The sequence below is a fragment of the Pseudomonas sp. S3_B08 genome (assembly GCF_054667725.1).
In genome coordinates this window covers 4603825-4622682 of record NZ_CP162750.1, presented here as the reverse complement: position 1 = coordinate 4622682, position 18858 = coordinate 4603825, and the positions used below count along the sequence as shown (strand labels likewise).

Annotated in this window: 19 protein-coding genes and 1 pseudogene; 6 read left to right on the top strand and 14 right to left on the bottom strand. The window is 59.4% G+C overall.

Annotated elements, in window-relative coordinates:
- Nucleotides 1-12: 12 nt before the first annotated feature.
- The 6 genes from AB4N73_RS21035 to AB4N73_RS21010 form a co-directional block, all read right to left on the bottom strand.
- Nucleotides 13-753 carry a hypothetical protein gene (locus tag AB4N73_RS21035; RefSeq protein ID WP_024014801.1) on the bottom strand — a complete coding sequence of 247 codons (741 nt, stop codon included), beginning with the start codon at nt 751-753 and terminating at the stop codon, nt 13-15.
- A 65-nt stretch (nt 754-818) separates the two neighbouring features.
- The gene (locus AB4N73_RS21030; RefSeq protein WP_014340863.1) at nt 819-1199 is read right to left on the bottom strand and encodes a RidA family protein; all 381 of its coding nucleotides are present in this window, start codon (nt 1197-1199) and stop codon (nt 819-821) included.
- Nucleotides 1200-1223: 24 nt separating this feature from the next.
- Nucleotides 1224-3329: a bifunctional GTP diphosphokinase/guanosine-3',5'-bis pyrophosphate 3'-pyrophosphohydrolase gene (gene spoT / locus AB4N73_RS21025; protein ID WP_007920338.1), complete on the bottom strand. Its 2106-nt coding sequence runs from the start codon at nt 3327-3329 to the stop codon at nt 1224-1226.
- A gap of 57 nt (nt 3330-3386) precedes the next feature.
- Nucleotides 3387-3650, bottom strand: a complete 264-nt coding sequence (gene rpoZ / locus AB4N73_RS21020) for a DNA-directed RNA polymerase subunit omega (protein ID WP_008030604.1) — start codon at nt 3648-3650, stop codon at nt 3387-3389.
- A 168-nt stretch (nt 3651-3818) separates the two neighbouring features.
- Nucleotides 3819-4439: a guanylate kinase gene (gmk, locus tag AB4N73_RS21015; RefSeq protein WP_039757364.1), complete on the bottom strand. Its 621-nt coding sequence runs from the start codon at nt 4437-4439 to the stop codon at nt 3819-3821.
- 12 nt (nt 4440-4451) lie between these two features.
- Nucleotides 4452-5315 carry a YicC/YloC family endoribonuclease gene (locus tag AB4N73_RS21010; RefSeq protein WP_016770639.1) on the bottom strand — a complete coding sequence of 288 codons (864 nt, stop codon included), beginning with the start codon at nt 5313-5315 and terminating at the stop codon, nt 4452-4454.
- 268 nt (nt 5316-5583) lie between these two features.
- On the opposite strand from AB4N73_RS21010, the gene rph reads away from it, so the two are divergent.
- The 3 genes from rph to gltS all read left to right on the top strand — a co-directional run bounded on the left by rph (nt 5584) and on the right by gltS (nt 8279).
- Nucleotides 5584-6306 (top strand): ribonuclease PH, encoded by a 723-nt coding sequence (gene rph, locus AB4N73_RS21005; RefSeq protein ID WP_460142503.1) that lies wholly within the window; start codon nt 5584-5586, stop codon nt 6304-6306.
- Nucleotides 6307-6331: 25 nt separating this feature from the next.
- Nucleotides 6332-6700: a DUF4870 domain-containing protein gene (locus AB4N73_RS21000; protein WP_460142502.1), complete on the top strand. Its 369-nt coding sequence runs from the start codon at nt 6332-6334 to the stop codon at nt 6698-6700.
- A gap of 370 nt (nt 6701-7070) precedes the next feature.
- Nucleotides 7071-8279, top strand: coding sequence for a sodium/glutamate symporter (gltS, locus tag AB4N73_RS20995; RefSeq protein WP_056791569.1), 1209 nt, complete (start codon nt 7071-7073; stop codon nt 8277-8279).
- Between the two features lie 68 nt (nt 8280-8347).
- On the opposite strand, the gene AB4N73_RS20990 is transcribed toward gltS, so the two are convergent.
- The gene (locus tag AB4N73_RS20990) at nt 8348-9127 is read right to left on the bottom strand and encodes an exodeoxyribonuclease III (protein WP_016772543.1); all 780 of its coding nucleotides are present in this window, start codon (nt 9125-9127) and stop codon (nt 8348-8350) included.
- An 82-nt stretch (nt 9128-9209) separates the two neighbouring features.
- Between AB4N73_RS20990 and pyrE the strand changes: the two genes are divergently transcribed.
- The gene (pyrE, locus tag AB4N73_RS20985) at nt 9210-9854 is read left to right on the top strand and encodes an orotate phosphoribosyltransferase (protein ID WP_056791572.1); all 645 of its coding nucleotides are present in this window, start codon (nt 9210-9212) and stop codon (nt 9852-9854) included.
- Between the two features lie 102 nt (nt 9855-9956).
- On the opposite strand, the gene AB4N73_RS20980 is transcribed toward pyrE, so the two are convergent.
- The 6 genes and pseudogenes from AB4N73_RS20980 to coaBC all read right to left on the bottom strand — a co-directional run bounded on the left by AB4N73_RS20980 (nt 9957) and on the right by coaBC (nt 15632).
- Nucleotides 9957-10349, bottom strand: coding sequence for a hypothetical protein (locus AB4N73_RS20980; RefSeq protein WP_095181238.1), 393 nt, complete (start codon nt 10347-10349; stop codon nt 9957-9959).
- Entirely contained in the window at nt 10336-10908 is a 573-nt protein-coding gene (locus tag AB4N73_RS20975) for a hypothetical protein (protein WP_016772546.1), read from the bottom strand. The genes AB4N73_RS20980 and AB4N73_RS20975 overlap by 14 nt, the downstream gene beginning before the upstream one ends.
- Before the next feature lie 424 nt (nt 10909-11332).
- Nucleotides 11333-12238, bottom strand: coding sequence for an acetylglutamate kinase (gene argB / locus AB4N73_RS20970; protein WP_016772548.1), 906 nt, complete (start codon nt 12236-12238; stop codon nt 11333-11335).
- Nucleotides 12239-12255: 17 nt separating this feature from the next.
- Nucleotides 12256-13659: pseudogene (locus AB4N73_RS20965) on the bottom strand (phosphomannomutase/phosphoglucomutase); the annotation flags it as partial.
- A 303-nt stretch (nt 13660-13962) separates the two neighbouring features.
- Entirely contained in the window at nt 13963-14418 is a 456-nt protein-coding gene (gene dut / locus AB4N73_RS20960; protein WP_460142501.1) for a dUTP diphosphatase, read from the bottom strand.
- Between the two features lie 5 nt (nt 14419-14423).
- Nucleotides 14424-15632 carry a bifunctional phosphopantothenoylcysteine decarboxylase/phosphopantothenate--cysteine ligase CoaBC gene (gene coaBC / locus AB4N73_RS20955; RefSeq protein WP_016772551.1) on the bottom strand — a complete coding sequence of 403 codons (1209 nt, stop codon included), beginning with the start codon at nt 15630-15632 and terminating at the stop codon, nt 14424-14426.
- A 133-nt stretch (nt 15633-15765) separates the two neighbouring features.
- Between coaBC and radC the strand changes: the two genes are divergently transcribed.
- Nucleotides 15766-16440 (top strand): RadC family protein, encoded by a 675-nt coding sequence (gene radC / locus AB4N73_RS20950; protein WP_095181239.1) that lies wholly within the window; start codon nt 15766-15768, stop codon nt 16438-16440.
- A gap of 145 nt (nt 16441-16585) precedes the next feature.
- Here the strand turns inward: radC and AB4N73_RS20945 are convergent, their stop codons facing one another.
- The gene (locus tag AB4N73_RS20945) at nt 16586-18172 is read right to left on the bottom strand and encodes an ABC transporter substrate-binding protein (RefSeq protein ID WP_460142500.1); all 1587 of its coding nucleotides are present in this window, start codon (nt 18170-18172) and stop codon (nt 16586-16588) included.
- Between the two features lie 446 nt (nt 18173-18618).
- On the opposite strand from AB4N73_RS20945, the gene rpmB reads away from it, so the two are divergent.
- Nucleotides 18619-18852 (top strand): 50S ribosomal protein L28, encoded by a 234-nt coding sequence (gene rpmB / locus AB4N73_RS20940; RefSeq protein ID WP_007920377.1) that lies wholly within the window; start codon nt 18619-18621, stop codon nt 18850-18852.
- Nucleotides 18853-18858: the final 6 nt, after the last annotated feature.

Below are 18858 nucleotides of genomic sequence, written 5' to 3'. Positions count from 1 at the left end.
TTCGGAAGCAGGTTACTGTTTTTCCAGCAACCACTTGCGCTCACCCGCGGCAAACTGCGGTTGCTCATCTGCCAGCGCAGCATTGACTGCCTGCAGAATCTCCAGCTCCTTGCCCTTGCGCACAAAGATCCAGTTATTGCCCTGGCCATTGAGTTGCAGCCACATGCTGTCGTTGCCATTGCTCATGGACGCGCAATCGCCGGCCAGACACAAGGCATAACGGTCAACGCCCGGCAGGCCGGTCACCTGGCCGTCGGCCTGGAACTGCACGGTGCCGCCTTCACCCTGGCCGCTGGCGATGGTCCAGTTGCCGCCCAGGTATGCTGAGTAGAGCGCGCGTTCGAAGCTGGCACCGATTGGCGCGCCTTCCGGCACGGGGATCTGTGCGCGATCGAAGACTTGTTCGGGTTCGTTGTCGCTGGCAGCTTGCTGCAGGCGCCCGCCATCGCGTTTCAGTTCGCTGGCGGAGCTGCCGTAGAAATCGACTTTCCAGGCGCCGGACTCTTCGCCCAGCAGCCGTCCTTCGACGTTCTCAAAACCGTTGGTATAGCGGGCCTGGCCGGCCTTGGTGTTGACGTCCCACTCCAGATTCGGGCCGTAAGCCTGCAGCGCTTCACGCAGGGGACCGCCCTTGGCGGCGGCATCGATCGCCACCTGGTTGATCCAGGTGCCGCTGATGTCACGGTCGGCAGGGTCGCTGGCGCAGCCGCCGAGAAACAGGGCGAGCAGCGAGAGAGCTAGCGCTTTGCGCATGGTGAAATCCTTTCAAAACCTTTTCTTGCGGCAGTCGGCGCGGCGTGAAGGCCGCGCCGTGCGCATCACTCGATGACCAGAATGGCATCCATTTCAACCTGCGCACCCTTCGGCAGGGCGGCCACGCCAATGGCGGCGCGGGCAGGGTATGGCTGGTCGAAGTACTTGCCCATGATCTCGTTGACCTTGGCGAAGTGGCTCAGGTCGGTGAGGAAGATGTTCAGTTTGACGATGTCCTTGAACGAACCGCCGGCAGCTTCGGCCACGGCTTTGAGGTTCTCGAAGACCTGGACGGTCTGGGCTTCGAAGCCCTCAACCAGTTCCATGGTTTTTGGGTCCAGAGGAATCTGGCCCGACATGTACACGGTGTTGCCTGCCTTGATCGCCTGGGAGTAAGTACCGATGGCGGCCGGGGCCTTGTCGCTGGTGATGACGGTTTTGGTCATGTAGGACTCCTTGTAATGGGCAGGTTATGCGCGCATGCGGGTGATGCGGATCACCCCGGTCAAGGCGCGCAGTTTCTTGATCACGCGGGCCAGGTGCACACGGTCGTGGACGCTGACCACCAACTGCACGACGCTGATGCGACCATCGCGTTCGTCCATGCTGATTTTCTCGATATTGCCGTCGGCCGCGTTGACGCTGCTGGCCAGCAGGGCGATCAGGCCACGCTGGTGTTCCAGCTCGACGCGCAGCTCGACGTTGAATTCGCCGGTGACATCCTTGGCCCACGAGAGCTGGATGCATTTTTCCGGGTTGTGCCTGATTTCGCTGATGTTGCGGCAGTTATCCAGGTGCACGACCATGCCTTTGCCCGCCGACAGGTGCCCGACAATCGGGTCGCCCGGGATCGGCGTGCAGCATTTGGCGTAGCTGAGCACCAGGCCTTCGGTACCGCGAATCGCCAGCGGACCTTCCGGGCTCGGCAGCTGCTCACCTTCGCCGAGCAGGCGACGGGCAACGACATAGGCCATGCGGTTGCCCAGGCCGATGTCTTCGAGCAGGTCTTCGATCAGTTCGAGGCGGTACTCGGTAAGCATTGCTTTGACGCGCTCTGCCGGGATCTTCTCCAGGGAGCTGTCGAAACCGTTGAGGACCTTGTTCAGCAGGCGTTCGCCAAGACTGATGGACTCGGAGCGGCGTTGTAGCTTCAGCGCATGACGAATGTGCGTACGCGCCTTGCCGGTAACGACGAAGTTGAGCCATGCCGGGTTCGGCCGGGCGCCGGGAGCGCTGACGATCTCGACCGTGGAGCCGCTTTGCAGCGGTTCGGACAGCGGCGCGAGACGACGATTGATCCGGCAGGCGATGCAGCTGTTGCCGACATCGGTGTGCACTGCGTAGGCAAAGTCGACCGCCGTGGAGCCTTTTGGCAGCTCCATGATCCGGCCTTTGGGCGTGAACACGTAGACCTCGTCCGGGAACAGGTCGATCTTCACGCTTTCGATGAATTCCAGCGAGTTGCCGGCGCGTTGCTGCATTTCCAGCACGCCTTTGACCCACTGGCGAGCGCGGGCGTGCGTGCCTTTGGGCTGCTCGTCGCCGCTGGATTTGTACAGCCAATGGGCGGCGATGCCGTTGTTGGCCATTTCTTCCATTTCGCGGGTGCGGATCTGGATCTCGATCGGTACACCGTGCATGCCGAACAACGTGGTGTGCAGCGACTGATAGCCGTTGGCCTTGGGGATCGCGATGTAATCCTTGAAGCGCCCTGGCAACGGTTTGTACAAATTATGCACAGCACCCAATACGCGGTAGCAGGTATCGACCTTGTCGACGATGATCCGGAACGCGTAAACGTCCATGATTTCGTTGAAGGCCCGACGCTTGCCGCGCATTTTCTTGTAGATGCCGTAGAGGTGTTTCTGGCGACCGCTGACTTCGCCCTGGATGCCGTCGATGGCGAGGCAGTGACCGAGGGATTCTTCGATCTTGTTGACGATTTCCTTGCGGTTGCCCCGGGCGCGTTTGACCGCCTGGTAGATCCGCGCGGAACGCATCGGGTGCATGGCCTTGAAGCCGAGGTCTTCGAATTCGATGCGGATCGCGTGCATGCCCAGCCGGTTGGCGATGGGTGCGTAGATCTCGAGGGTTTCCTTGGCGATACGCCGGCGTTTTTCGCCGGACAGCACTTCCAGCGTGCGCATGTTGTGCAGGCGGTCGGCGAGCTTGACCAGGATCACCCGGATGTCGCGCGCCATGGCCATGGCCATTTTCTGGAAGTTTTCCGCCTGCGCTTCGGCCTTGGTCTCGAAATTCATCTGGGTCAGTTTGCTGACCCCGTCGACCAGTTCGGCCACGGTTTCACCAAACTGCGCTTGCAGCGCTTCCTTGGCGATACCGGTGTCTTCGATCACGTCATGCAGCATCGCGGCCATCAGGCTCTGATGGTCCATGTGCATGTCGGCAAGAATATTGGCCACGGCAAGAGGATGCGTGACATACGCCTCGCCGCTGCGACGGCGTTGACCGTCATGGGCTTGTTCGGCGTAGAAATACGCTCGGCGGACCAGGTTGACCTGGTCGTTGCCGAGGTAGGTCGATAAGCGATCGGCGAGGGCGTCTATGCTCGGCATGATGATTCCTGCCGAAAGCTGTGACCCCGCGCCGTGCTACGTCGACCAGGCATAGGCTTAGACGGCCTCGTTCGACTCGTCCTCGAACGCTGCGAACAGCGGTTCATCCTGGACGATTTCCTGCTCGGCGATGAACTCGTAGCTCATCAGGCCTTCAGCAATTTCACGCAGCGCGACAACGGTCGGCTTGTCGTTTTCCCACTGCACCAATGGCTCTTTGCCGCCGGTGGCCAGTTGACGGGCACGCTTGGTAGAGAGCATGACCAGCTCAAAGCGGTTTTCCACGTGTTCTAGGCAGTCTTCAACGGTTACGCGGGCCATGGTATTCCTCGGAGCGAATGCAATATGCGCGCTGCCCGGTTGGGCGAGCGGACTGAGCAGTTTAAAAAATCACCAGCGATTAGGGAAGCGCTGATTTTTTGACCAGACCCTTCAACGCGCTGCAAGCACCAATGTAAAGCGCTTGCAGGCATTTTGGGAAGTGCTGTTTTAGCCGAGCAACTCAGCCAGCAATTTGCCGAAACGCACTTGCTGGCGTTTCTGTTGCAGCTGATTGGCGCGGAAAATCGCTTTCAGATCGTCCAGCGCGTGGGCGAAATCGTCGTTGATGATCAGGTAATCGTAATCGACGTAATGGCTCATCTCGCTGACCGCTTCGCGCATGCGGCCGTCGATGATCTCGTCGCTGTCCTGGCCGCGGTTGGTCAGGCGCTGGTGCAGGGCTTGCAACGATGGCGGCAGGATGAAGATCGAGCGTGCTTGCGGCATCAGCTTGCGCACTTGCTCGGCGCCTTGCCAGTCGATTTCCAGAATCAGGTCGTGACCTTCGTCCAGCGTCTGCTGCAGGCGGCTTTGCGAGGTGCCGTAGAAGTTGCCGAAGACCTCGGCGCGTTCAAGAAAGTCGCCGTGCTCGCCCATCTTCACGAACTCTTCGCGGGTCACGAAATGGTAGTTCACGCCATCCACTTCGCCCGGGCGCATGGCGCGGGTGGTGTGCGAGACCGAAACGCGGATCTCCGGGTCGGCGTCGGTCAACGCCTTGACCAGACTGCTCTTGCCCGCGCCCGATGGCGCGGAAATGATGTACAGGGTGCCGGTGTGTTGGGTCATGTCAGGGTAGCCTTACTCAATATTCTGCACTTGTTCGCGCATCTGCTCGATCAACACCTTGAGGTTGACGGCGGCCTGGGTGCTGCGCGGGTCGAAGGCTTTGGAGCCGAGTGTGTTGGCTTCGCGGTTGAGCTCCTGCATCAGGAAGTCCAGACGCCGCCCGGCGGCACCACCGGACTTGAGCACCCGGCGGACTTCGATGATGTGAGTGCTCAGGCGATCCAGTTCTTCGGCCACGTCGCTTTTTTGCGCGAGGATGACCATTTCCTGTTCCAGGCGCTGCGGGTCGAGCTCGGCCTTCATGTCGGCGAAGCGATCGAGGACCTTCTGGCGCTGGGTGGCGAGCATCTGCGGCACCAGTTCACGCAGGGTCACCACGTCCTCTTCGATGGAGGTCAGGCGGTCGTTGATCAGACGAGCCAGCTCCGCGCCTTCGCGCTCGCGGCCAGCCTTAAGATCCTTCAAGCCCTGATTGAACAGCGCCAGCGCTTCGGCGTTCAGCGCTTGCGGGTCGGTCGCATCGGCCACCAGCACGCCGGGCCAGGCCAGCACTTCCAGCGGATTCAGCGCGGCGGGATTCTTGATCAGCCCGGCCACGGTTTCCGCAGCGGCAACCAGTTGTGCGGCGCGTTCGCGGTCCACTTGCAGCGGTTTGCCGGTGCTTTCTTCGGTGAAGCGCAGCGTGCATTCCAGTTTGCCCCGCGACAGACCCTGACGCAGCGCTTCACGCACGGCGCCTTCGAGGTCGCGAAACGATTCGGGCAAGCGCAGGTGCGGTTCCAGATAGCGGCTGTTGACCGAGCGCAGTTCCCAGCTCAGGGTGCCCTGAACGCCGGCTTTCTCGACGCGGGCGAAGGCGGTCATGCTGTGCACCATGGCGGTGACCTCGCAATGCAGATCGGCGCGAAACGCTGTTTCGCAGGCGCGATTTCAATGAATTTAAGCCGACTGGCAGCAAAGGCGCAGGATTGTAGCGCAGTGCGGCGAATGCGCCCAAACACACGGTGTGACAAAGCGCTGCAGCCCGTCGGTTATGCGCGCTTGAGGGGCTTCGGTCGTCGGCCGGCGGTTTTAACCAGTGCCCACTCGCGGTGCAGCGCTCTATAATGCTCGGCAGTTTTCCGTCCTCAGTACAGGTATCCCTATGAAACGTCCAAGTGGTCGCGCTGCCGATCAGCTCCGCTCGATCCGCATCACCCGCAACTACACCAAACACGCCGAGGGATCCGTACTGGTCGAATTCGGTGATACCAAAGTCATCTGCACCGTCAGCATCGAAAATGGCGTGCCGCGTTTCCTCAAAGGCCAGGGCCAGGGCTGGTTGACTGCCGAGTACGGCATGCTGCCGCGCGCCACCGGCGAGCGTAACCAGCGTGAGGCCAGCCGTGGCAAGCAGGGCGGTCGTACTCTCGAAATCCAGCGTCTGATCGGCCGCTCCCTGCGCGCGGCGCTGGATATGTCCAAGCTTGGCGACGTGACCCTGTATGTCGATTGCGACGTGATCCAGGCCGATGGCGGTACTCGCACCGCGTCAATCACCGGCGCCATGGTTGCGCTGGTCGATGCCCTGAAAGTGATCAAGAAGCGCGGCGGCCTGAAAGGCGGTGACCCGCTCAAGCAGATGATCGGTGCAGTCTCGGTGGGCATGTACCAGGGCGAGCCGGTGCTGGATCTGGACTATCTTGAAGATTCCGCTGCTGAAACCGACCTGAACGTAGTGATGACCAGCACCGGCGGTTTCATCGAAGTGCAGGGCACTGCTGAAGGCGCGCCGTTCCAGCCTGAAGACTTGAACGCCATGCTGGAACTGGCGAAGAAAGGCATGACCGAGATCTTCGAACTGCAGAAGGCTGCACTGGCCGACTGAGGTTTTCGACCACAAGGAGGACATGATGAGTGACGAGCAAGATTTGCTGCCCAAACCGAGCCAGGAGGTTCGCCAGTGGGCAATGTCCTGTCACCTGTCCGCCTTGCTGGGGATCTGGATTCCGTTCGGCAATCTGATCGGGCCGTTGATTCTATGGCAGATGAAGCGCGAGAAAGACCCTTTTATCGATGCACAGGGCAAAGAGGCGCTGAATTTTCAGATCACGGTGGCGATAGCCTCAATGATCTGCTTCCTGCTCATGCTGCTGATCATTGGTTTCTTCCTGTTTGGTTTGTTGGCGATCGCCGCACTGGTCCTGACGATCATTGCAGGGGTCAAAGCCAACGAAGGTTTCCCATACAGATATCCGTTCACCTGGCGATTGATCAAGTGAAAGTCTGTTGTATCACAATATGAAAATACCCCGACTTATCGGGGTATTTTTATTTGTGCAACTTAATAATTGGTTTTTGTTGTAGGACTAGTCTGTTAACGATGTGCGGTTTGGCATTTATTTGCTGATGTTCCTCTATTACATCTTTGGTCACAACTGATCGGTCCAGTGCTTATTCCCGTTCTTGTTATTGGCGCGAGCTGGTTGTTAAAGTTGCCCGATGTAATGTTTCGGTTGAAACATTCCGATATGTTCAAGCCATCGATGGCACTTGAATTCCCCAGTAATCAGTGTTGAGAAAATCAGCCGGTTCACCCGTCGAGCCCAGGTAAACGCTCGCCTCGTGAATACTTAGCCAAGAATAATCCACATGATTGAGCTCGATTTCTACGGCACGCTCGTGGCCGCTTCTTTAGTACTGCTGCTCGGACGCGGACTTGTTACGCGTGTCGGCTTTCTGCGAAGTTACAATATTCCTGAACCGGTAGCGGGTGGCCTGGTGGTTGCCGTGCTCCTGTTGATATTGCGCACTTTCGACATTGAAGTGCGCTTCGATACATCATTGCAAACCCCCCTGATGTTGGCTTTCTTTGCCACCATTGGCTTGAGTGCTGACCTTGCCAGTCTGAAGAAGGGCGGCCGCATAGTCGGTATCTTCCTGCTGGCGGTCATTGGCTTGCTGGTGGTGCAAAATGCCATGGGTATCGGCTTGGCAACCCTGCTCGGGCTCGACCCTTTGATGGGCTTGCTGACGGGCTCGATCACGCTGGCCGGCGGCCACGGCACTGGCGCGGCATGGGGCGCGGTGTTCAGCGAGAAATATGGCCTGGCGTCGGCTTCAGAGCTGGCGCTGGCCTCAGCGACGTTCGGTCTGGTGCTGGGTGGTCTGATCGGTGGGCCCGTTGCCCGGTTGCTGATCAAGCGCGTGCAAGTGCCGGGTTGCAATCCGCAACAAGCGCCGCGACTGCCAAGAGGTTTTGAACAGCCAAACAAGGAACGCTCAATCACGCCGTTTTCGTTCGTCGAGACGCTGGCGCTGATTGCCGTCAGCCTGCTCGCTGGCAACCTTCTGAATGGCGTTCTGCATGGCACTGCGTTCGAACTGCCGACGTTTGTTTGCGTGCTGTTTGTAGGTGTGGTGTTGCGCAACAGTCTGTCAGCACTTGGCTTGTATCAGGTGTTCGAACGTGAAGTTTCCGTGCTCGGCAATGTCAGCCTCTCGCTGTTTCTGGCGATCGCGCTGATGTCGCTGAAGCTTTGGGATCTGGCGGCGTTGGCATTGCCGATCTTCATCATTCTGGCCGTGCAGGCGCTGGTCATGGCGCTGTTCGCGATTTTCGTAACGTTCCGGGTGATGGGCAGCAACTATGATGCCGCCGTGCTCGCTGCGGGACATTGCGGCTTTGGGCTGGGTGCCACGCCTACGGCCATTGCCAACATGCAAGCGGTGACGCAGCGCTATGGGCCTTCGCAAATCGCGTTTCTGGTGGTGCCGATGGTAGGAGCGTTCTTCATCGATATCGTTAACGTCATCGTGATCAAGCTGTACCTGGCCTTGCCATTCTTCGCTGCGGTTTAGGAAGCACGGCGCATAAAAAATGCCCGCATCTCACGATGCGGGCATTTTCTTTGGCTGCGATACGTCGCTTAGATGGTCAGCGTCCAGTCGTAGTCGACGATCAGCGGCGCGTGCTGCGAAAACCGTGGCTGACGCGGCAGGCGTGCACTGCGCACCGAGCGACGCAGGCCCGGGGTCAGGATCTGATAATCGAAACGCCAGCCCAGATTGAGCATCTCGGCCTGTTCGTTATCCGGCCACCAGCTGTACTGATCGCCTTCGCGGCTGACTTCGCGCAGCGCATCGACATAGCCCATGTTGCCGACAATCTCGTCCATCCAGGCGCGTTCCGGCGCCAGGAAGCCTGGAGATTGCTGGCTGTCGCGCCAGTTCTTGATGTCGAGCTTCTGCTGCGCAACGTACAGCGAGCCACAATAAATGTACTCGCGACGTTTGCGTCGCTGTTTGTCCAGGTACTTGCCGAAATCGTCCATGAGCTTGAACTTCTGGTTCAAGTCCTCATCGCCGTTCATCCCCGAAGGAAACAGCAAGGTGGCAATACTGACTTTGTCGAAATCTGCTTGCAGGTAGCGCCCGTAGCGGTCGGCCGTCTCGAAACCGAGACCGCTGATGACAGCCTTCGGTTGCAACCGCGAATACAAAGCCACGCCGCCTTGGGCAGGGACTTCAGCATCGCAGGCATAAAGGAAGTAGCCATCCAGTTGGAAGGCTGGGTCATCCAGTTCAAAGGCGGAGGCACGGGTGTCCTGCAGGCAGATGACGTCGGCATTCTGGGCTTGCAGCCAACTGAGCAAACCGCGCTCGACTGCCGCCTGAATACCATTGACGTTCACACTGATGATCCGCATAAATGGCCCCAAAAATCGCGTGCGTGTATGATACACGGCGTCAAGCTAATTAGCTAAATCCGTGGTATTTGGGGTTTTTTTCATGCAAGCGTATCAGCGCGATTTCATTCGTTTTGCCATCGATCGCGGCGTTTTGCGCTTCGGTGAGTTCACCCTGAAGTCCGGGCGCACCAGTCCCTACTTCTTCAATGCCGGCCTGTTCAATTCGGGTTCGGCCCTTGCCCAGCTGGGACGTTTCTACGCTGCGGCCATCACCGAGAGCGGCATCCCCTTCGACGTTCTGTTTGGCCCGGCTTATAAAGGTATTCCGCTGGCGGCCACGACCGCCGTTGCGCTGGCCGAGCATCACGATCGTGATCTGCCGTGGTGCTTCAACCGTAAGGAAGCCAAGGCCCACGGCGAGGGCGGCAGCCTGGTTGGCGCGCCGCTGACTGGCGAAGTCTTGATCATCGACGACGTGATCACCGCCGGCACCGCCATTCGTGAAGTGATGCAGATCATCGCTTCCCAAGACGGCGCCAAAGCCGCCGGTGTGCTGATCGCGCTGAACCGCCAGGAGCGTGGCAACGGCGAATTGTCGGCCATCCAGGAAGTCGAGCGTGACTTCGGCATTCCGGTGATCAGCATCGTCTCGCTGAATCAGGTGTTGGAGTTCCTCGCCGACGATCCGCAGCTCAAGCAACACCTCCCAGCCGTGGAAGCGTACCGCGCCCAATTTGGCGTGTGATACGCACCTGTAGGAGCTGCCGAAGGCTGCGATCTTTTGATCTTGTTTTTCAGGATCAAGATCAAAAGATCGTCCGATCGCGGCCCGAGCCTTCGGCAGCTCCTACAGTGGTCTACGCAGTTTTTGCCATTTGATCAGCAGTCTCAGCGCCAGTCCCGCATTGACCAGCGCAAACACCAGCAGCGCTACAACCACCATCACGTACAACGTGCGATCCACATCGAAATCCCACAAATCCAGCGTGCTGCTGTCGATGATGCTAACCGCAGCCGGCAAGTTGACGTAAAACAGCGCCACAAACGCGCACGTCAGTGGCACTGCTTGCCAGCAGAAAGCAGCCATCACCTTGTCTCGACTGCGCTTTCGGCCCTGCGAACCTTTTTGAAATTCATCCTCAGCCAACGCTGCATTAAGCGCCGGCCATGCCAGATTGAACATGAACGTGGTCAGGGTCAGCAGCAAGCCACTGACCGCGACGATGTCACTGAACGGCATTCAGACCCAGCGTTGCACAGAGCAATGCGTGGGAATCTTCGCTGATCTCGAATTGCCCGGCGCTGCCCTTGCGTTTGGTGATGGGTTTGAAGGTCGGCTCGTTCTGGGTGATGAGCATGTTCAATTCATCGCGGATCACGTCCGAGCTGATCACCACCAGAAACACGTTTTGCGCATGCTCGGCGGACTGGATTACGGCGCGCATGCTGTGCTGCAGGATGTCGTCGAGCTGGTTGCGAAAACGCGAAACGGTGTTTTTCAGCAGGGTTTTGCTTTGGCTCTGTGTCAGTTGAAAGATCGTCGAGATCTGCGATTCGGTCGGCAGGGTTTGCCCAAAGTAACTCTGAATCAGATACAGCAGGCGATCCTGTTTGGCTTCGTCCGCCCGGCTGGGCATGCCGCCCTCAACCAGCATTTTCAGGTATTCGGTCAGGCTGGCTTTGGCGATGCGCTCCAGGGCATGGGCGATTTCAGCGTCGCCGATGCGCAAGGTCTTTTTTACCGGTTCCTTTTGTTCCTGCTCGAAAGCATCGGCGTCGATCGTGAACGAGATCTGCATGAGTCGCCGCTCCGGTTATTTGTCGCTGGCGGCTGGGTAGGGATCCTGGGGTGCATCTCCTTGGCCGGTGAGCACTTTCCAGCCCTTGAGTGGGTGAGAGGCTTCGGTGAAGTCAGGGCAGGGCGGCATCGAAGTCTGCGAAGGGGCTGAATACTCTCGGCCGCAGTCCACGCAGGCGTAAGTGCCAGCCGAAATGTCACTGCCGTAAGGAACGCTGTTTTTTTGCATGGGAAGATCTCCGTTGGATGAGGGGAAGATCCTATGGAGATTTGTTCTGGAGGGATGTCGGACGTTTCGCTGTGTCGAGTCAGGCGTTTCCTGCGCGCACAAAAAAGATCGCAGCCTTCGTCAGCTCCTACAGAAATTTCGCATCAACGAAATTTGCAGGCGCTGCCGCAGATTGCGATCTCCGGTGTATCAGCGATCAAGGACGCTTGCGATTGCTGATCAGCGTACCCACGCCAGTATCGGTGAAGATTTCCAGCAGGATCGCGTTCGGCACACGACCGTCGATGATCAACGAACTACCTACGCCACCCTGAACCGCTTCCAGTGCGCAGCGGATCTTCGGCAGCATGCCGCCGTAGATCGTGCCATCGGCGATCAGGTCGTCGACCTGCTGCGTGCTCAGGCCGGTCAGCACGGTGCCCGACTTGTCCATCAGGCCGGCAATGTTGGTCAGCAGCATCAGCTTTTCAGCTTTCAGTGCTTCGGCAACCTTGCCCGCCACCAGGTCGGCGTTGATGTTGTACGACTCGCCGTTCTCACCGACGCCAATCGGCGCGATGACCGGGATGAAGTTGCCTTTGACCAGCAGATTCAACAGCTCGGTATTGATGCCGACGACTTCGCCGACATGGCCGATGTCGATGATTTCCGGCTGGGTCATCTCCGGGGTCTGGCGGGAGACGGTGAGCTTCTTCGCCCGGATCAGCCCGGCATCCTTACCGGTCAGGCCGATGGCGCTGCCGCCATGGCGGTTGATCAGGTTGACGATGCTCTTGTTGACCTGACCGCCAAGGACCATTTCCACCACGTCCATGGTCGCCGCGTCGGTAACGCGCATGCCGTCGACGAAGTGGCTTTCGATCGACAGGCGCTTGAGCAGATCACCGATCTGCGGGCCGCCACCGTGCACGACCACCGGGTTGATGCCCACGGCTTTCATCAGCACGATGTCGCGGGCGAAGCCGGTTTTCAGCTCCTCGCTTTCCATCGCGTTGCCGCCGTATTTGATCACCAGGGTCTTGCCGACATAGCGTCGGATGTAAGGCAGCGCTTCGGACAGGACCTTGGCAGTGTTGGCGGCGGCTTCGCGTTCGAGGGTCATTCAGGGCTCCGGGTGGATCAGAACGGTAGTTGGAGATCAGGTGCAACGCGTTTCAGTTGGGCGTGGAACACATCCTTGATGCGCTGCAATTCAGCCTCGTCATCGGCCTCGAAGCGCAGCACCAGCACCGGTGTGGTGTTGGACGCGCGCACCAGGCCCCAGCCTTTGGCGTAATCGACACGCACGCCGTCGATGGTGGTCAGGTCGGCGCCTTCGCCCCACTGAGCATCGTGCAGTGCATCAATGATGCTGAATTTGCTCTCTTCGGTCACATGGATATTGATTTCCGGCGTGGAAATATCGTTCGGGAAGGTCGCAAACAGCTCTTCCGCGGTGGATTTTTCCTTGCTGAGGATCTCCAGCAGACGTGCGGCGCTGTAGATGCCGTCGTCGAAACCGAACCAGCGTTCCTTGAAGAAGATGTGCCCGCTCATTTCGCCGGCCAACAGTGCGCCGGATTGTTTCATTTTCTTTTTGATCAACGAGTGACCGGTCTTCCACATTAGCGGCCGACCACCGTATTCCTTGATCAATGGCACCAGGCGACGGGTGCATTTGACGTCGAAGATGATTTCCGCGTCCGGGTTGCGCGCCACTACGTCGCGAGCGAACAGCATCAGCAGACGATCCGGGTAGACGATGCTGCCGGTGTTGGTCACCACGCCAACGCGGTCGCCGTCACCGTCGAAGGCCAGGCCGATATCGGCGTTGGTCTCTTTGACTTTGGCAATCAGGTCTACGAGGTTTTCCGGTTTGCCCGGATCCGGGTGATGGTTCGGGAAGTTGCCGTCGACTTCGCAGAACAGCGGGATGACTTCGCAGTTCAGCGCTTCGATCAGTTGCGGGGCGATCACGCCGGCCGCGCCATTGCCGCAGTCGACCACGACTTTCAGGCGGCGGGCCAGTTTGATGTCCTGGACGATTTCGGTGTTGTAGCGGTCGAGGATTTCGACCTGAGTGACGCTGCCCTGGCCAGTGCTCAGGTCGTTGTTCTTGATGCGTTCGTGCAGCACCTGAATCTGCTCGTTGGCGAGGGTGTCGCCGGCGATGACGATTTTGAAGCCGTTGTAGTTCGACGGATTGTGGCTACCGGTGAGCATCACCCCGGACTTGCCGGCCAGCACGTTGGCGGCGTAGTACAGTGCCGGCGTTGGCACCAGGCCGACATCGCTGACGTGGCAACCGCTCTCGGCGATGCCGCGAATGAGTTCCGCGACCAGCTCCGGGCCGGACAGGCGACCGTCACGACCGACCGACACGTTCGGTTCGCCCTGAGCCAGGCTCTGCGAGCCGATGGCGCGACCGATCCAGTAGGCGGTTTCACCGTTGAGGTATTCCGGCACGGTGCCACGAATGTCGTAGGCGCGGAAAATGCTGTCAGGCAGCGTCGGGGCGATCTTGGCGGGGGTGCTCATCTGTGGACATGCTCCATCTCGAAAAGGGCGGGACAGACCGGCGAATGATTCGACGGCAGGCTCAAACTGAAGGGTATGACGGCGTTTTCCACAGAGAGTTCGTGCTATGAAAGGGCCATGACGCCCCGGCTGGCGTGGCTTTCGGCCGGCAAAACCTTGATTTACGGTGTTAAAACCTGCTGCAGATGTAGCGCATTTTTTGTGGCGAGGGGATTTATCCCCGTTGGGCTGCGCAGCAGACCCAAAATCTTGGGGCCGCTTCGCAGCCCAACCGGGATATATCCCCTCACCACAATAATTTCTATCCGGTTATTTGGTGCCGGTATGGCCAAAACCACCGGTACCGCGCTCGGTCTCGACAAACTCTTCAACCATTTCGAAATGCGCCTGCACCACCGGCACCAGCACCAATTGCGCCAGGCGTTCGCCCACGGTCATGGTGAAGTCGCTCTGGCCGCGGTTCCAGCAGGAGACCATCAGCGGGCCTTGGTAATCGGAGTCGATCAGGCCGACCAGATTGCCCAGCACGATGCCATGTTTGTGGCCCATGCCCGAGCGCGGCAGGATCAGCGCGGCGAGATTCGGGTCGCCGATGTACACCGACAGGCCGGTGGGAATCAGCACGGTTTCACCCGGTTTGATCAAGATGTCCTGTTCCAGCATGGCGCGCAGGTCGAGGCCGGCGGAGCCCGGAGTGGCGTATTGCGGCAGCGGGAATTCGCTACCGATGCGTGGATCGAGGATCTTGGCTTGCAAAGCGTGCATGTAAATTAAACCTGGTTCAGACGTTCGGCGATAAAAGTGACCAGTTGGCGAGCGATCTTGCTCTTGCTGGTCTGGGCGAAAACCGTGGCGTGCAGCTCACGGTCGATGACGCTGCAGGCGTTTTCTTCGCTGTTGAAACCGATGCTCGGGTTGGCGACGTCGTTGGCGACGATCAGATCGAGATTCTTGTCCTTCAGCTTGCGTGCAGCGTAGTCGAGCAGGTGTTCGGTTTCGGCGGCGAAGCCGACACTGAACGGACGGTCGGGACGGGTCGCGATAGTGGCAAGGATGTCCGGGTTGCGCACCATTTGCAGGACGAAGCCGTCACCGCTCGTAGGATCTTTCTTGAGTTTATGCGGGGCGACGACTTCAGGGCGGTAGTCCGCCACCGCTGCCGACGAGATGAACACGTCGCAAGGCATGGCCGATTCGCAGGCGGCGAGCATGTCGCGGGCGCTGACCACATCGATCCGCGTCACGCGATCAGGCGTCGGCAAGTGCACCGGGCCGCTGATCAAAGTGACACGGGCGCCGGCTTCCACGGCTGCTTCGGCGAGGGCAAAACCCATTTTGCCGGAGCTGTGGTTGGTGATGTAGCGCACCGGGTCGATGTTTTCCTGAGTCGGGCCGGCGGTGATCACCACATGCTTGCCGGTCAATGCCTGGCGCTGGAAGCAATCGGCGGCGAGCAGTGCCAGATCGGTGGCTTCCATCATGCGGCCCATGCCGACGTCGCCGCAGGCCTGGCTGCCCGAGGCCGGGCCGAAAGTCTTCAGGCCACGGCTTTCCAGCAGTTGCAGGTTGGCCTGGGTCGCCGGGTCGCGCCACATCGCCTGATTCATCGCTGGCGCGACAGCAACCACGGCGTCGGTGGCCAGCACCAAGGTGGTCAGCAGATCGTTGGCGATGCCTTGGGCCAGACGGGCGATCAGGTCGGCGGTGGCCGGGGCGATCAGTACCAGATCGGCCCATTTCGCCAGCTCGATATGACCCATGGCGGCTTCGGCGGCAGGGTCGAGCAAGTCGAGGTGAACCGGGTGGCCCGACAGGGCCTGCATGGTCAGCGGGGTGATGAATTCGGCGCCGCCATGGGTCATGACCACGCGCACTTCGGCACCCTGGTCGATCAGGCGGCGAACCAGATCGGCGCTCTTGTAGGCCGCAATGCCGCCGCCGACGCCCAGAACGATGCGTTTCCGATACAGCCGCTGCATAGGTCTGCCTTTCATTTCGTTGATGACGGCGGCGCGATACCCCTCCCCAGGGTTGAATCGACCGCCAAAAAGATGGGCTACGATATCACAGCGACCGCTACGGAACAGCGGCGCCCACAGACAAGGAGGTGCTATGAGTATTCGCGATTGGCCGGCGGCGGAACGGCCGCGGGAAAGGCTGTTGGAACACGGCGCAGGGAGTCTTTCGGACGCTGAGTTGTTGGCGATTTTTCTGCGCACCGGATTGCCCGGAAAAAGCGCTGTGGACCTCGCCAGACATCTGCTGACGCAATTCGGTGGCCTGCGTTTGCTGCTCGAGGCCGATCAGGACGCATTCAGCAAACAACTGGGCCTCGGCCCGGCCAAGTTCGCGCAGCTGCAAGCCGCGCAGGAAATGAGCAAGCGCCATCTGGCCGAGCGTTCACGACAGAAACCGGCACTGGAAAACCCTCAGGTCGTCCGCGATTATCTCAAGGCGATGCTGCGGCATGAGCCGCACGAGGTGTTCGGCTGCCTGTTTCTCGATTCGAAACATCAGGTGCTGAATTTCGAGGCGCTGTTTCGCGGCTCGATCGACAACACCAGCGTGCACCCCCGGGAGGTGGTGAAGCGCGCGCTGGCCAATAACGCGGCGGCGGTGATTCTGTGTCACAACCATCCGTCCGGCAACACCGATCCGAGTCAGGCAGATCGGCTGCTGACCAAGCGCCTGCAGAAAACCCTGGAACTGATTGACGTGCGAGTGCTCGATCACTTCATCGTCGGCGACGGCGAGCCGCTGTCGATGGCGGAGTGTGGTTGGATGTAGTTCTCGGCGCCGATTCTGGACCTTGTGGGAGCGAGCCTGCTCGCGAAGGCGTTTTATCAGTCAGCATCATTGTTTGCTGAAAGACCGCTTTCGCGAGCGGGCTCGCTCCCACAGATTGTTTCCATCCACCGGTGTGTCAGGCAGGTTATTTGAGGCTGACCTTGGAATAATCCTGGCGGCCAAACGGGCTGACGGAATAACCCTGAACATCCTTGCGCGTCAAAGCGTAGGCCGTCGGGTGCGCCAGTGGCAGCCACAATGCCTGCTGCTGGATCTGCGCTTGTGCCTGCTCATACAGCTTGGTGCGCACGCCTTGCTCGCTGGTGGTCTTGCCGGCGCTGATCAGCTTGTCCAGATCGGCGTTGCAGTAGCGGGCGAAGTTGGTCCCGGACTTCACTGCCGCGCAGGAAAATTGCGGGGTGAGGAAGTTGTCCGGGTCGCCGTTGTCGCCGGCCCAGCCCATGAACAGCAGATCATGTTCGCCGGCCTTGGCGCGGCGAATCAGTTCGCCCCATTCGATCACGCGGATTTCTGCCTGGATGCCGATCTCGGCCAGATCCGACTGCAGCATCTGCGCGCCGAGGCTTGGGTTCGGGTTGAGCAGGCTGCCCGATGGCCGCGTCCAGATTGTGGTCTGGAAGCCGTCCTTCAAGCCGGCCTTGGCCAGCAAAGCCTTCGCCTTGTTCACGTCGTGCGGATAGCCCGGCAGGTTCTTCGCGTAGCTCCAGGTGTTCGGCGGGTATGGCCCATTGGCTGCCTCGGCGGTGTCTTCGAACACGGCTTTGATGTAGTTGGCCTTGTCGAAAGCGAGGTTGATCGCCTGGCGCACTTCCGGCTTGTCCAGCGGCGGATGCTGGCTGTTAATGCCCACGAAAGCGGTCATGAAAGCGTCAGTCTTTTCGACTTTCAGCGTCGGTTCCTTCAGCGCGGCCTGTACATCCAATGGTTTCGGCGACAGGGCGATCTGGCATTCATTGCGCCGCAGCTTTTGCAGGCGCACGTTGGCGTCCGGCGTGATGGCGAAGATCAACGGGTCGACGGCAGGCTTGCCACGGAAATAGTCCGGATTGGCCTTGTAGCGAATCGCTGCATCTTTTTGGAAGCGATTGAACACGAACGGGCCGGTGCCGATCGGCTGGCTGTTGAGTTTGTCGGTGGCGCCGGCCTTCATCAGTTTGTCAGCGTATTCGGCGGAATAGATCGAGGCGAAACCCATGCTCAGGGTCGCGAGGAAGGTCGAATCCGGATGATCAAGCGTGAAACGCACGGTCAGCGGGTCGAGGGCGTCGATCTTCTTGATCAGGCTTGGCAGTTGCATCGACTGCGCATGGGGGAAGCCGCTCTGCGCGACTTTGTGCCACGGGTTGGCCGGGTCGAGCATGCGGTCGAAGCTGAATTTTACGTCTTCGGCACTCAGCTCGCGGCTCGGCTTGAAGTAATCGGTTGTGTGAAATTTCACCTGCGGGTGCAGTTTGAACACATAGGTGAGGCCGTCGGTGCTGACTTCCCAGCTGTCGGCAAGGCTCGGAATGACCTTGCCGCTGGCGGTGTCGAAATCCACCAGGCGGTTCATCAATACGTCAGCCGAAGCATTGGTGGTGGTCAGTGAGTTGTACTGCACCACGTCGAACCCTTCAGGGCTGGCCTCGGTGCACACGCTCAACGCGGCGGCCTGGGCGAGGGGGGTCAGCAGGAGCGGGGCGAGCAACAGGGGTAGGGCAGCGAGGCGCATGGTCGGTTTCCTTTACAGATCGAAGGCCCATCTGCAAGTGCAGTCTGGAAAAGTCCTACCCTAGAGCTCTGAATTGCAAATGACTATCCCCTTTTTGCATTTTCAGGCGCACTCTTGCGCGGTTTCGAGCGTGGGCCGCCCGATGAAAAGTCTGAATCGCCTGTAGGACGGGATTTCTGCGACGAGTGGTCAAAACTGGCCGCAGCCTTTGTCCAAGGCGTCTGCGGCGGAAAAAATCGCCCTTTTGCCGATTGATTGCACACCGATTGTTGTTGCACCCCGGTCTTTCTGGTATAAAGCAGCGCTCTTTTCTAGGGGCCCGGTTCCTTCACTGTAGGTGTAGCCGGTAAGACCTCTAAAGAAACGCGGCGCCTGGCGCCAAATGACTGAGAGATTAAGCGGCCAACCCATGCCGGGTTGGGCATGTGGTTTTAGAGGGCTGAGGCATGTCGAGAGTATGTCAAGTTACCGGTAAGGGTCCGGTGACTGGGAATAACATTTCCCACGCAAACAACAAAACCCGTCGTCGTTTCCTGCCGAACCTGCAGCATCACCGCTTCTGGGTTGAAGAAGAGAAACGTTTTGTGCGTCTGCGCGTATCTGCCAAAGGCATGCGTATCATCGACAAGCGTGGCATCACTGTCGTGCTCGCCGAACTTCGCCGCGATGGCAAGATTTAAGGGAGC